This is a genomic window from Burkholderia sp. Bp8994, from assembly GCF_003853805.1.
GTDB lineage: Bacteria > Pseudomonadota > Gammaproteobacteria > Burkholderiales > Burkholderiaceae > Burkholderia.
The window spans coordinates 139,580-153,522 of record NZ_QTQH01000010.1; the positions used below are offsets into that span (position 1 = coordinate 139,580).

At 67.2% G+C, this 13,943-nt stretch carries 7 protein-coding genes; 1 reads left to right on the forward strand and 6 read right to left on the reverse strand.

Features of this window, described 5'->3' with window-relative positions; translation table 11 throughout:
* Positions 1–5: 5 nt before the first annotated feature.
* The 3 genes from putA to hemE form a co-directional block, all read right to left on the reverse strand.
* Positions 6–3,938: a trifunctional transcriptional regulator/proline dehydrogenase/L-glutamate gamma-semialdehyde dehydrogenase gene (gene putA, locus DIE04_RS13095; RefSeq protein ID WP_044849064.1), complete on the reverse strand. Its 3,933-nt coding sequence runs from the start codon at positions 3,936–3,938 to the stop codon at positions 6–8.
* A 538-nt stretch (positions 3,939–4,476) separates the two neighbouring features.
* On the reverse strand, positions 4,477–6,738 hold the full coding sequence (locus DIE04_RS13105) for a primosomal protein N' (RefSeq protein WP_124486826.1): 2,262 nt from the start codon (positions 6,736–6,738) through the stop codon (positions 4,477–4,479).
* Between the two features lie 448 nt (positions 6,739–7,186).
* The gene (gene hemE / locus DIE04_RS13110; protein ID WP_311766328.1) at positions 7,187–8,281 is read right to left on the reverse strand and encodes a uroporphyrinogen decarboxylase; all 1,095 of its coding nucleotides are present in this window, start codon (positions 8,279–8,281) and stop codon (positions 7,187–7,189) included.
* Between the two features lie 149 nt (positions 8,282–8,430).
* Between hemE and DIE04_RS13115 the strand changes: the two genes are divergently transcribed.
* Positions 8,431–9,237 carry a transporter substrate-binding domain-containing protein gene (locus DIE04_RS13115; RefSeq protein ID WP_124520448.1) on the forward strand — a complete coding sequence of 269 codons (807 nt, stop codon included), beginning with the start codon at positions 8,431–8,433 and terminating at the stop codon, positions 9,235–9,237.
* Positions 9,238–9,964: 727 nt separating this feature from the next.
* Here DIE04_RS13115 and DIE04_RS13125 read toward each other — a convergent pair.
* The 3 genes from DIE04_RS13125 to atpD form a co-directional block, all read right to left on the reverse strand.
* On the reverse strand, positions 9,965–11,692 hold the full coding sequence (locus DIE04_RS13125) for an AMP-binding protein (RefSeq protein WP_124520447.1): 1,728 nt from the start codon (positions 11,690–11,692) through the stop codon (positions 9,965–9,967).
* Between the two features lie 257 nt (positions 11,693–11,949).
* On the reverse strand, positions 11,950–12,375 hold the full coding sequence (locus DIE04_RS13130; RefSeq protein ID WP_006477288.1) for a F0F1 ATP synthase subunit epsilon: 426 nt from the start codon (positions 12,373–12,375) through the stop codon (positions 11,950–11,952).
* 120 nt (positions 12,376–12,495) lie between these two features.
* Entirely contained in the window at positions 12,496–13,890 is a 1,395-nt protein-coding gene (atpD, locus tag DIE04_RS13135) for a F0F1 ATP synthase subunit beta (RefSeq protein ID WP_044845237.1), read from the reverse strand.
* Positions 13,891–13,943 lie beyond the last annotated feature (53 nt).

A 13,943-nucleotide genomic window follows, 5' to 3' on the forward strand; every position in this document is an offset into this window, starting at 1 on the left:
GATGGTCAGCCGATCGTCATCAAATTCGCATTGCCGCCCGCCGCGGCCGTATTCACGCTCACCGAGCGCTCGGTCAGCAGGCGCTCGAGCGCGTAGTCTTCCGCGTCGCCGTTCTCGAACGCGCCCGCCGACACGCCCTGCACCGACACGATCGGGCCCGGCCGCTGCGCGACGTCCTTCACGAGCGTCTGCAGCTCGTCGCTGTCGCCTTCGAACAGCACCGCGTCGAACGGCGCGTCGGCCTGCTTGCGCACGGCCGCATGCGCCTTCAGCGCAGCCGGCAACGCGGCCACCAGCGCCTCGCCCGCGGCACCGGCGAACAGCGCGCGGTTGCCGGTCGCCAGCACCGCCGCGAACTGCGCGCGCGCACCGCTCGGCGTTGCCGCGACACACAGCACCGTGCCGCGCGGGCCGAGTGTATACGTGTTTCGCTCGCCGGTCGGGCCGGTCAGCACCGCGGTCGCACCGGCCGGCACCTGCGCCAGGTAGCCGTCGCAGCGGGCGGCCAGCGCCGGTTCGCGCTGCTCGATCAGCCAGTCGCGCAGCGCGGTCAGCGCCGTCGCCGGGTTGCTGCGCTGTTCGCCATCGACCGCGCCGTCCGCGATCAGCGTCTGCGCGAGCGAACGCGGCAGGCCCGACGGACGCGTCGCGAGCAGGCGCTGCAGGTACAGCGCGCCGCCGGCCTTCGGACCCGTGCCCGACAGCCCTTCGCCGCCGAACGGCTGCACGCCGACCACCGCGCCGATCACGTTGCGGTTCACGTAGATGTTGCCGACGTGCGCGTTCGAGATCACGTGCGCGATCGTCTCGTCGATCCGCGTGTGGATGCCGAGCGTCAGGCCGTAACCCGTCGCGCGGATCTGCTCGAGCAGCTTGTCGAGCTGGCTGCGGCGATAGCGCACGACGTGCAACACGGGGCCGAACACTTCGCGCTTCAGCTCGTCGATGCTGCCGATCTCGATCAGCGTCGGCGGCACGAACGTGCCGTGCGCGCAGGCTTCCGGCGACGGCAGCTGCGTGACGGTGTGGCCCTTGTCCTTCATCGTCGCGACGTGCGTGTCGATCGTCTGCTTCGCTTCGGCGTCGATCACCGGGCCGACGTCGGTCGACAAGCGGTCCGGGTTGCCGAGCGCCAGCTCGTGCATCGCGCCCTTGAGCATCGTCAGCGTGCGATCCGCGACATCGTCCTGCAGACACAGAACGCGCAGCGCCGAACACCGTTGACCGGCCGAGTCGAACGACGACTGCATCACGTCCGCGACGACCTGCTCCGCGAGCGCCGACGAATCGACGATCATCGCGTTCTGGCCGCCCGTTTCCGCGATCAGCGGAATCGGCTTGCCGTCCGGGTCGAGGCGCGCGGACAGCGTCTTGTTGATCAGGCGCGCGACTTCGGTCGAGCCGGTGAACATCACCGCGCGCGTGCGCGGATCGGCGACCAGCGCCGCACCGACGGTCTCGCCGGTGCCCGGCAGCAGCTGCACCGCGCCGGCCGGCACGCCGGCCTCGCGCAGCAGGCGCACGGCCTGGGCCGCGATCAGCGGCGTCTGCTCGGCCGGCTTCGCGAGCACCGTGTTGCCGGCCGCGAGCGCGGCGGCGACCTGCCCCATGAAGATCGCGAGCGGGAAGTTCCACGGGCTGATGCAGACCACGGGGCCGAGCGGACGGTGCGTGTCGTTCGAGAATTCGTCGCGGATCTGCGCCGCGTAGTAGCGCAGGAAGTCGACCGCTTCGCGGATTTCGGCGATCGCGTTCGGCAGCGACTTGCCGGCTTCGCGCACGATCAGGCCCATCAGCGTGTGCATCTGCGCTTCGAGCAGGTCGGCCGCGCGCACCAGGCAGTCGGCACGCGCATCGACCGGCGTCGCCTGCCAGATCGGTGCGGCGGCGACTGCGTGCGCGAGCGCCGCGCTCACGTGTTCGGCCGTCGCCTCGCTGACCGTGCCGACGATGTCGCGCTGGTCGGCCGGGTTGCGCACGTCGCGCGCCGGGGCGTCGGCGAGCGCGTCGTCGGCGAGCATCGGCGCCGCGCGCCACGGATGGTGCGCGCTCGCCAGCAACGCGGACGACAGCGACGCGAGACGGTGTTCGTTCGACAGGTCGAGGCCCATCGAGTTGGGACGCTCGTCGCCGTACAGGTGGCGCGGCAGCGGAATCTTCGCGTGCGGCGCGCCGAGCGGCACGACCTTCGACGCCTCGTCGACCGGATCGGCGACCAGTTCCTTCACCGACACGGTTTTATCCGCGATGCGGTTCACGAACGACGTGTTCGCGCCGTTTTCCAGCAGGCGGCGCACCAGGTACGCGAGCAGCGTTTCGTGCGTGCCGACCGGCGCATACACGCGGCACGGACGGTTCAGCTTGTCGCGGCCCGTGACTTCCTCGTACAGCGGTTCGCCCATCCCGTGCAGGCACTGGAATTCGTACTGGCCCGGGTAGTAGTTCTGGCCCGCCAGGTGATAGATCGCGGCCAGCGTGTATGCGTTGTGCGTCGCGAACTGCGGGTAGACGGCGTCGGGTGCCGCGAGCAGTTTCTTCGCGCACGCGAGATACGACACGTCCGTGTAGATCTTGCGCGTGTAGACCGGATAGCCTTCGAGGCCGTCGACCTGCGCGCGCTTGATTTCGGTGTCCCAGTACGCGCCCTTGACGAGGCGGATCATCAGGCGGTGACGGCTGCGGCGCGCGAGGTCGATCAGGTAGTCGATCACGAACGGGCAACGCTTCTGGTAACCCTGCACGACGAAGCCGATGCCGTTCCAGCCCGCGAGTTCCGGATCGAAGCACAGCGCTTCCAGCAGGTCGAGCGACAGCTCGAGACGGTCGGCTTCTTCCGCGTCGATGTTCAGGCCGATGTCGTAGCGGCGCGCGAGCAGCGCGAGCGCACGCACGCGCGGCAGCAGCTCGCTCATCGTGCGGTCCTGCTGCGAGCGCGAGTAGCGCGCGTGCAGCGCCGACAGCTTGATCGAGATGCCCGGGCCTTCGTAGATGCCGCGGCCGCCGGCCGCCTTGCCGATCGCGTGGATCGCCTGTTCGTACGACGCGTAGTAGCGCTGCGCGTCCTCTTCCGTCGTCGCCGCTTCGCCGAGCATGTCGTACGAGTAGCGGAAGCCGCGCGCTTCGTACTTGCGGCTGTTGGCCAGCGCCTCGGAAATCGTCTCGCCGGTGACGAACTGCTCGCCCATCAGGCGCATCGCCATGTCGACGCCCTTGCGGATCAGCGGCTCGCCGCCACGGCCGATCAGGCGCGTGAGCGCCGACGAGAGGCCCGCTTCGCTGTTGGTCGTCACGAGCTTGCCGGTGATCATCAGCCCCCAGGTCGCCGCGTTCACGAACAGCGACGGCGCGTGGCCGACGTGCGAACGCCAGTCGCCCTTGCTGATCTTGTCGCGAATCAGCGCATCGCGGGTCGCGCGATCGGGGATCCGCAACAGCGCTTCGGCCAGACACATCAGCGCGACGCCTTCCTGGCTCGACAGCGAAAACTCGTGGATCAGCCCTTCGACGCCGCCGCCCGAGCTCTTCTCGCGCAGCGCCTCGACGAGCTGCGTCGCGAGCGTCTGCACGTCGGCCTGCAGGTTCGCCGGCAGGCGCGCCTGGCCGAGCAGGAACGGCACGCATTCCGGTTCGGGGCGGCGATACGCGGCCGTGATCGCCGCGCGCAGCACCGATTGCGGCTGCACGTTCTGGGCGAACTCGAGGAACGGATGCGGCGAGTTGTCGTCGTCACCGTCCGGCGTCTGGCCGTCGGCGAGCTCCGTCACGCCGCTGCTGCCCGACAGTTCGGGCGGCAGCTGGCCGTGCTCGATCCGCTCGAGGTACGCGAAGATCGCCTGCTTGATCAGCCAGTGGGGAGTGCGCTCGAGACGCGCTGCCGCGTCTTTCAGGCGCGAGCGGAGAAGGTCGTCGACTTTGACGCCAAGAGTCGTGCTTGCCATGGTGGGTTCGTGCGCCGGTGCGAGCCCGGCAATGTGGTGTGAGAGGATGCGCGAAATCCTACGGCACGCAATAAAAAGGTGCAACCGAATTAAGAGATTGGTTGCACCTCGAAGTTACTCAATATAATCAGCCACTTATAAGGTCGCAACCTAGGGGTTGCCCGTGGTGGGCGGATCGGTGTTTTCCCTGATCGAGGGCGAGTTGGTGCGCGTGGGCAACCTTCGGTGTGCGCGGCGGAGGGGAAAGACGGGTTGCACTGGCCGGGTCGGCAGGTACCGCAGGTAGGTATGGAACGCGCCCGGCGGGGATCGCATGCCGCTCGGTGCGGGCGGCGGGGTTGGTGGGTTGGCGGGTTGGCGGGTTGGCGGGTCGGCGGGTCGGCGGGTCGGCGGGTCGGCGGGTCGGTGGCTCGGTGGCTCGGCGGCTCGGCGGCTCGGCGGCTCGGCGGCTCGGCGGCTCGGCGGCTCGGCGGCTCGGCAGCTCGGCAGCTCGGTACCGAGGAAGCGGCGCGCGGCACGACGACCGCCGCCGCGCCGCTCATATATCGAGCGGATCGACCTCGACGCTCCACCGCAGCACGCCCTTCAGCGCGCGCAGTTCCGGCTGCCATGCGCGCAGCGCGTGCTGCAGCGCGGCCCGCGACGCGCTTTCGAGCAGCAGCTGCGCGCGGTGGACGTTCGCGACCTTCACGATCGTCATCGGCACCGCGTCGTACACGGTCACGCGATCGGCACCCGGCAGCCCCGGCAACGCGGCCGCGGCCTGCAGCAGGAACGCGAGCGCCGCGTCGAGCGTGCGCCCTTCGGCGCGCAGCAGCGCCTGGTAGACGAACGGCGGCAGGTGCGCGTCGCGGCGCTCGCCGAGCGTCGAATTCGCGAAGCCGACGTAATCCTGCCGGCCGAGCGCGTGATACAGCGCGTGACGCGGATAACGCGTCTGCACCAGCACCTCGCCCGGCAGCCCCGCGCGCCCCGCGCGGCCGCTCACCTGCATCAGCTGCGCGAACAGCCGCTCGCTCGCGCGGAAGTCGTGCGAGAACAGCGCGGTGTCGGCATTGAGCACGCCGACGAGCGACACGCGCTGGAAGTCGTGCCCCTTCGCGATCATCTGCGTGCCGACCAGGATGTCGACTTCACCGGCGTGGACATCCGAGAACAGCGCCTGCGCACTGCCCTTGCGCCGCGTGCTGTCCGCGTCGATCCGCAGGATCCGTGCGCCCGGCACGGCCTCGGCGAGCGCCTCCTCGATGCGCTGCGTGCCGCGCCCGAGCGGCGCGATGTCGACGTTCCCGCATTCCGGGCACGAACGCGGAATGCGCGCTTCCCAGCCGCAGTGATGGCAGCGCAACGCGTGCTCGGGTTTGTGCAGCACGACATAGGCGCTGCAGCGCGGGCAACCGGCGACCCAGCCACACGCGTCGCACGCAAGCTGCGGTGCGTAGCCGCGCCGGTTCAGGAACACGAGGCTCTGCTCGCCGCGCTCGAGCCGCGCCTTCAGCGCCGCGACGAGCGGCCCCGACAGCCCGCCCATCGACGCGCGCCCGCGCCGCCGCTCCTCTTCGAGATCGATCAGCCGCACGGTCGGCAGCGTCGCGTCGGCCACCGCGCGGCGCGACAGCGTGAGCCGCGTGTAGCGCCCCTGCTCGGCCTGCCACCAGGTCTCGAGCGACGGCGTCGCCGAACCGAGCACGACCGGAATGCCGAGATGCTTCGCGCGCCACACCGCGAGATCGCGCGCCGAATAGCGCAGCCCTTCCTGCTGCTTGTACGCGGGCTCGTGCTCCTCGTCGACGACGATCAGCGCGAGCGTCGGCAGCGACGCGAGCACCGCGAGCCGCGTGCCGAGCACGATCCGCGCGCGGCCCGTGTGCGCGGCGAGCCAGTTGCGCGCGCGTTCGCCTTCGGCGAGCCCGCTGTGCAGCGTGACGATCGCGTCGTCGGCGAGCGTGCCTGCGAAGCGCGCGCGAAACGCGGCCTCGAACTGCGGCGTCAGGTTGATTTCGGGCACGAGCACGAGCGCCTGCGCGTCGGGCCGCGCATCGAGCAGCGCGGCGAGCGCATGCAGATACACCTCGGTCTTGCCGCTGCCGGTCACGCCATGCAGCAGGAACGGCGCGAAGCCCTGCGCGGCGCGGATCGCGTCGAGCGCCTCGACCTGCTGGTCGGTGAGCGCCGGCGGCACAGTTCGTCCACCGGTTGTCGACAGGTTATCCACAGCTTTGGGCACAGGCGCGTCGGCCCAGCCGATTTCCTCGATCGCGACCCAGCCGCGCGCCGCCCAGTCGTCGAGCGTGGCCGCCGCCTTCGGGTGCAATGCGCGCGCATCGGGCAGCGTCAGCGAATCGGTGTCGGCGAGTGCCTGCGCGAGCCGCCGCAGCGCGGCCCCGCGCGCGGGCAGTGCGTCGGGGAGCGCCGCGCGGCCGGCTTCGGTCAGCCGGTGACGCACTTCGGGCGCCAGCAGCCGCCCCCAGCGCTCCGCGTCGCGCAGCGCCTGCGGCAACGCCGGCAGCGCGACTTCACCGCGACCGCGCTGGTAGTAGTCGGCCGCGAAGGAGACGAGCGCAAGCCAGTCCGGCGCCAGCGGCGGCAGCTCGGTACAGATCGCGTCGATTGCCCGCAAGCGGGACGGCGGCACGTCGGTGTGAGTCGTCACTTCGCAGACGAGGCCGACGACCTGCCGCTTGCCGAACGGCACCTGCACCAGGGTGCCTGGCTCGGGCGCCGGCTGGACGTCGCAGCGGTAGTCGAACAGGGTGGCGAGCGGATGGTCGAGGGCGACCCGCAGGTAGGTGCCGTCCATCACCGCGCTCCGGCGGCAGCGCACAGCGCACGGACGACTTGCATCCGAGTCCGCATCACGGTGACGGACTTAAAGTAAAACTTCAGATTCGGCGCTAAGTTTTGGATTCGCATTAGGAATCGCCGTATACCCTGACCAGCCTGTGGATAACTTTGTTGAGAACTCCCCGTCCAATCGCCGCAAAGCGCGCGGGGCCGTGCTTTCCGCTGTTTCCGGCCGCCGTGTGCCGCGCCCCGCGGAGCCTTATTCCATAAGGCTGCTATTCAAATTACCCAACCATAGCGAGACAATTCGACCGATGCAGGGCTCTACCGCGCTGCAACGTGGAAAATGTGCATAAGTCAAGTCTTGACAAGCGATGGATCGGCAACCGGGGCGGGGTTGCGCCCTGTTTAGCGCCGACAGCGAAACGCCGTCATCCCGCAGCGCAGCATGACAGCGCTTGCGCTCAGCCCGCCGCTCCGCTACGAATCTTGCGGCTGTGCGTGTGCACTTCGTCGACGAGTTCGGCGACGTGGTCGGGCGACGTGAACTGCGAGATGCCGTGGCCGAGGTTGAATACGTGGCCGGGATGATTGCCGTAGCTGTCGAGTACCGCGCGGGCCTGCTCGCGCACCGCGGCCGGCGGCGCAAACAGGATCGTCGGGTCGAGGTTGCCCTGCAGCGCAACGCGCCCCGCGACACGCTCGCGTGCGGCGCCGAGGTTGACCGTCCAGTCGAGCCCGACCGCGTCGACGCCGGTCGCCGCGATTTCCTCGAGCCACAGCCCGCCGCCCTTCGTGAACGTGATCACCGGCACGCGCTCGCCGTCGTGCTCGCGCTTCAGTTGCGCGACCACCCGGCGGATGTAGTCGAGCGAGAAGCGCTGGTATGCGCCGTCCGCCAGCGCGCCGCCCCACGTATCGAAGATCATCACGGCCTGCGCGCCGGCTTCGATCTGCGCGTTCAGGTACGCGGCCACGGCCTGCGCGTTCACGTCGAGGATGCGGTGCATCAGGTCGGGGCGCGAATACGCCATCGACTTCACCGTGCGGAAGTCGTCCGACCCACCGCCTTCGACCATGTAGCACGCGAGCGTCCACGGGCTGCCCGAGAAGCCGATCAGCGGCACGCGCTGGCGGCCCTGGCCGTCGGTCAGCGCGCGGCGAATCTCGCGCACGGCGCCCGTCACGTAGCCGAGCGTTTCCTCGATGTCGGGCACCGCGAGCTTCGCGACATCGGCCTCGGTGCGCACCGGATGCGCGAACTTCGGCCCTTCGCCGACCTGGAAGTCGAGGCCGAGGCCCATCGCGTCGGGAATCGTCAGGATGTCCGAGAACAGGATCGCGGCGTCGAGCGGGAAGCGCTCGAGCGGCTGCAGCGTCACTTCGGTCGCGTAATCGGGATTCTTCGCAAGGCCGAGGAAGCTGCCGGCGCGCGCGCGCGTCGCGTTGTACTCGGGCAGGTAGCGGCCAGCCTGGCGCATCAGCCAGATCGGCGTGTAGTCGGTCGGCTCGCGCAGAAGCGCACGCAGGAAGGTGTCGTTGAGCAGGGTATGGGCCACGGTAGGAGCGACGATGCGAAGGCAAAGCGGCATTTTACCGGAGCGGGGCCGCACGGCTGCGTATGTCGATGCGATGGCGGCCATATGACGCGCGCGATGGCTCCGTTATGATCGGACGCTGATATCGAACCGATCCACGGAGGAGACCGATGAAGACATTTGCCACGCGCGCCGCACTCGCCGCCGCCACCCTGCTTTGCTGCGCCGCCACGCACGCGCAGGGTACGACCGCACCGTCGTCCGCGGCCGCGGCCGGCTCGCGGCTCGACGACGTGCTCGCACGCGGCACGCTGCGCGTGTGCACGACGGGCGACTACAAGCCGTATTCGTACTACCGGAGCGACAGCCGCTTCGAAGGCATCGACATCGACATGGCCGAGTCGCTCGCGAAATCGCTCGGCGTGAAGGCCGACTTCGTGAAGACGAGCTGGTCGAACCTCACCAGCGACTTCGTCGCGAAGTGCGATATCGCGGTGGGCGGCGTATCGACGACGCTCGAGCGCCAGAAGCGCGTGTTCTTCACGCAGCCGTACGTGGTCGACGGCAAGACGCCGATCGTGCGCTGCGCGGACGCCGACAAGTACCAGACCGTCGCACAGATCGACCGACCCGAGACACGCGTGATCGTGAACCCGGGCGGCACCAACGAGCGCTTCGCGAAGCAGTTCTTCACGCACGCGAACCTGACCGTCTACCCTGACAACGTGACGATCTTCAAGCAGATCATCGCGGGCAAGGCGGACGTCATGGTGACGGACGCATCCGAGACGCTGCTGCAGCAAAAGCTGAATCCGGGCCTGTGCTCGGTGCATCCGGACAAGCCGTTCCAGTTCGGCGAAAAGGCGTACATGGTGCCGCGCGGCGACGTCGTGTTCCAGCAGTATGTCGACCAGTGGCTGCACCTCGCGCTGTCGACCGGCGAATACCAGGCGATCGCCGACAAGTGGCTGAAGTAAGCACGATCGCGGGCGGCAACGGCGGCCGATAGCAGACACGCCCCCGCTATCGCAGCAGGCGAACGGGGCGCGGGCGGTAGTATGGCCGTCCGCCGCCCCCCGTTACACACGGCGCAGGGGGCTGAAGACGTAAAATCGCGAAAATTGGCCGAATAGCCGACTACCGCGCGCGCCGATCACGTTTCAAAATCTTTCTGACGAATGAATCGTCATATGCGATATGTGCCGCGCGATGCACATTCGGGCGTGTAAATCGGCCATTCACCGATGCTGATACGCATGAAAAACGCATTATGTGCAACCGCTGAAAACTCTGCGGAAAAGATGGGTAAATATGACCTTTTTCAGGACCCCGAAAACAGCAAAAAATCCCGGAAAGCCTTATCTGGCGGGCGTTACAACCTGAAACACTTTGTTACCGCGAGGGGTGAGCAATTCGCCCACAATGGCCTCAACGGTTTCAACACGGATGCGGTCTCGTGTGCCAAGTGTGAGCGGACGCGAAGCGCTGCGAGCCAGTCGGTCACGTACCGAAGCCCTTCCGAGGGGCATCCCTGTTGGAGTCGTTTCCGGCCCCCCGCCGGATCCGGTTTCATCTTTGGTCTCCTCGCGCTAACCCCGTAGCGTGTGGTTTTTAGCGGGCTAATAAGCCCGCTTTTTTTCGTCCATCGAAAACGCAACGGCCCGCAGGCCGCCGCGTTTTTCCTGCCGCCGGCCAACCGGCCTCTCACGCGGTCTTCTGCACGTTCAGCTTCAGTTCCTCGATCATCCGGTCGCGCATCACGAACTTCTGCACCTTGCCCGTCACCGTCATAGGCAGCTCGTCGACGAAGCGGATGTAGCGCGGAATCTTGTAGTGCGCGATCTGGCCGCTGCAGAACGCGCGCACGTCGTCCTCGGTCATCTGCTCGTCCGCGCGCAGCACGATCCACGCGCACAGCTCCTCGCCGTATTTCGGATCGGGCACGCCGAACACCTGCGCGCTCTGAATCTTCGGATGCCTGAACAGGAATTCCTCGATCTCGCGCGGATACACGTTCTCGCCACCGCGGATCACCATGTCCTTCAGCCGACCGACGATATTGCAGTAGCCGTCCGCGTCGAGCGTCGCGAGGTCGCCCGTATGCATCCAGCCGTCGACCAGCACCTCGCGCGTCTTCGCGTCGTCGTCCCAATAGCCGAGCATCACCGAATAGCCCTTCGTGCACAGCTCGCCCGTCGCGCCGACCGGCACGATCTCGCCGTTCGGATCGACGATCTTCACCTCCAGGTGCGGCTGGATGCGCCCGACCGTCGTCGTGCGCTTCTCGAGCGGATCGTCGGTCGAACTCTGGAACGACACGGGGCTCGTCTCCGTCATCCCGTACGCGATCGTGATCTCGCGCAAATGCATCTGCGACACGACGCGCTTCATCGTCTCGATCGGGCACGGCGAGCCGGCCATGATGCCGGTGCGCAGCGTCGACAGGTCGAACTTCGCGAAGTCCGGATGATCGAGTTCCGCGATGAACATCGTCGGCACGCCGTGCAGCGCGGTACAGCGTTCGTCGGCCACGGCCGCGAGCGTCGCGACCGGATCGAATGCCTCGCCGGGGAACACCATCGCCGCGCCCTTCGACACGCACGCGAGCACGGCCAGCACCATCCCGAAGCAGTGATACAACGGCACCGGGATGCAGAGCGAATCCTGTTCGGTGAAGCGCATCGCCGCCGCGATCGAGCGTGCGTTGTTGACGACGTTGCGGTGCGTGAGCGTCGCGCCCTTCGGGCTGCCGGTCGTGCCGCTCGTGAACTGGATGTTGATCGGCTCGGTGGCCACGAGCGTCGCGCCGATCGCGTCGAGCCGAGCGACATCGAGCGTGTCGCGGCCGCGCGCCATCACGTCCGCGAAGCGGAACATGCCGGCCGGCGCCGCCTCGCCCATCGAAACGATCGTTCGCAGGCTCGGTACGCGCGCCGCATGCAGGTCGCCCGGCGTCGCGCTCGCGAGCTCAGGCGCGATGGTCTGCAGCATCTCGACGTACGCGGACGTCTTGAAGCGCTCGGCCGCGATCACGGCCTTGCAGCCGACCTTGTTCAGCGCGTATTCGAGTTCCGCGAGCCGGTAGGCCGGGTTGATGTTGACGAGCACCGCGCCGATGCGCGCGGTCGCGAACTGCGTGAGCAGCCATTCGCTGCGGTTCGGCGACCAGATGCCGACGCAGTCGCCCTTCACGATCCCGAGCGCGGCGAGGCCCGCCGCGAGCACGTCGACCTCGTGTGCGAATTCGCGCCAGGTCCAGCGCACCTGCTGTTCGCGAAATACGACGGCCGGACGATCGGGAAAGCGGCCGGCCGTGTCGAGCAGGAACCGGCTGATCGTCGCTTCGGATAGCGGCACGTCGGTCGCGCCGCGCACGTACGACAGTCCGTTTTCGGGCGCGATCAGCGCCCCCTTGCCAAGGTCTGCTGCCATCGATGTCTCCGTCCGTTTTTGTCTGATCGGCCCGGCGCGCGGCTCGCGCGCCTGCCTGCTCCGCCACGATCGCGGCGGACTGCCTCTGCCGGATGATGCCGCGCTCTGCTGACGACACTCTGACATCAAATCGCGGCGGACGGATGAAATAGCACGACCGGACGATACGATCCGGCCCGCAAAAAACAGACGAAAACGACGGGCGAAAAAAAAGCAGCCCGAAGGCTGCTTTCTTTCGCGGGATACGCGCGCGCGGCTCAGTGCCGGCTGCGGATCTTCGCCAGACGCTGGATCGCTTCGAGCTGCGCCATCGCGGTCGCGAGCTCGGATTGCGCCTTTGCGAGGTCGAGGTCCGACTTCGCGTTCTGCAGCGTTTCCTCGGCACGCTTGCGCGCTTCCTCGGCTTTCGCCGCGTCGAGGTCCTTGCCGCGGATCGCGGTATCGGCGAGCACCGTCACGGCGCCCGGCTGCACTTCGAGAATGCCGCCTGCGACGAACACGAATTCGTCGTTGCCGCCCTCGACTTCGATGCGCACCGCACCCGGACGAATCCGGGTGATGAGCGGCGTGTGGCCCGGCAGAATGCCCAGCTCACCCGTTTCGCCCGGCAGCGCGACGAATTTCGCCTCGCCCGAGAAGATCTGCTCTTCCGCGCTGACGACGTCTACTTTGATGGTTGCCATATCGACTCCAATCTCATCCACGGGTTGAGCGTATTGCGGCCGGCGCGAGCAGCCGGAACAAAGTCATCGCTGACTGATTGCTCCGGCCGGCACACGCCGGCTTGCGACTCACTCAAGCCGTTACTGGATCTTCTTGGCCTTTTCGAAGGCTTCGTCGATCGTGCCGACCATGTAGAACGCCTGTTCCGGCAGGTGGTCGCACTCGCCGTCGACGATCATCTTGAAGCCACGGATCGTTTCCTTCAGCGGCACGTACTTGCCCGGCGAGCCCGTGAACACTTCAGCGACGTGGAACGGCTGCGACAGGAAACGCTGGATCTTACGCGCACGTGCGACCGACAGCTTGTCTTCCGGCGACAGTTCGTCCATGCCCAGAATCGCGATGATGTCGCGCAGTTCCTTGTAGCGCTGCAGCGTCTGCTGAACGCGACGGGTGATCGAGTAGTGCTCTTCACCGATCACGTTCGGGTCGATCTGGCGCGACGTCGAGTCCAGCGGGTCGACCGCCGGGTAGATACCCAGCGAAGCGATGTCACGCGACAGAACGACGGTTGCGTCCAGGTGGCCGAAGGTGGTTGCCGGCGACGGGTCGGTCAAGTCGTCCGCAGGGACGTACACGGCCTGGACCGACGTAATCGAGCCCTTCTTGGTCGACGTGATGCGCTCTTGCAGCTTGCCCATTTCTTCAGCCAGCGTCGGCTGATAGCCCACTGCCGACGGCATACGGCCGAGCAGTGCCGACACTTCGGTACCGGCCAGCGTGAAACGGTAGATGTTGTCGACGAAGAACAGCACGTCGAGGCCTTCGTCACGGAAGTGCTCGGCCATCGTCAGGCCGGTCAGCGCGACGCGCAGACGGTTGCCCGGCGGCTCGTTCATCTGGCCGTACACCAGCGCGACCTTGTCGAGAACGTTCGAGTCCTTCATTTCGTGGTAGAAGTCGTTCCCTTCACGGGTACGCTCGCCCACGCCCGCGAACACGGAGTAACCGCCGTGTTCCTTCGCGATGTTGTTGATGAGCTCCATCATGTTGACGGTCTTGCCCACGCCAGCACCGCCGAACAGGCCAACCTTGCCGCCCTTCGCGAACGGGCAGATCAGGTCGATGACCTTGATACCCGTTTCGAGCAGTTCGGTCGACGGCGACAGTTCGTCGAACGCCGGAGCCTTCTGGTGGATCGAACGCGTCGTTTCGCTTTCGATCGGGCCGGCTTCGTCGATCGGACGGCCGAGCACGTCCATGATACGACCGAGGGTCGGCTTGCCGACCGGAACCGAAATCGGCTTGCTCGTGTTCTTCACGGTCAGGCCGCGGCGCAGGCCGTCGGATGCACCCAGACAGATGGTACGGACCACGCCGTCGCCCAGCTGCTGCTGGACTTCGAGCGTCAGTTCCGAGCCATCGAGAATGAGCGCGTCGTAGATCTTCGGCATGCTGTCGCGCGGGAATTCCACGTCGATAACGGCGCCGATGCACTGTACGATCTTGCCTTCTACCAAAGCAGCAGTACTCATCGCTTTTCCTTTAAATACCTGATTCTTTACTCGCGCAAGGGCGCAGTTGTCGT

What these genes read in the sequence shown, in the direction of transcription:
- DIE04_RS13130 (WP_006477288.1), bottom strand. Translation starts at nt 12,375, where the DNA reads ATGGCAACCATCAAAGTAGACGTCGTCAGCGCGGAAGAGCAGATCTTC.
- DIE04_RS13115 (WP_124520448.1), top strand. Translation starts at nt 8,431, where the DNA reads ATGAAGACATTTGCCACGCGCGCCGCACTCGCCGCCGCCACCCTGCTT.
- atpD (WP_044845237.1), bottom strand. Translation starts at nt 13,890, where the DNA reads ATGAGTACTGCTGCTTTGGTAGAAGGCAAGATCGTACAGTGCATCGGC.
- DIE04_RS13105 (WP_124486826.1), bottom strand. Translation starts at nt 6,738, where the DNA reads ATGGACGGCACCTACCTGCGGGTCGCCCTCGACCATCCGCTCGCCACC.
- DIE04_RS13125 (WP_124520447.1), bottom strand. Translation starts at nt 11,692, where the DNA reads ATGGCAGCAGACCTTGGCAAGGGGGCGCTGATCGCGCCCGAAAACGGA.
- putA (WP_044849064.1), bottom strand. Translation starts at nt 3,938, where the DNA reads ATGGCAAGCACGACTCTTGGCGTCAAAGTCGACGACCTTCTCCGCTCG.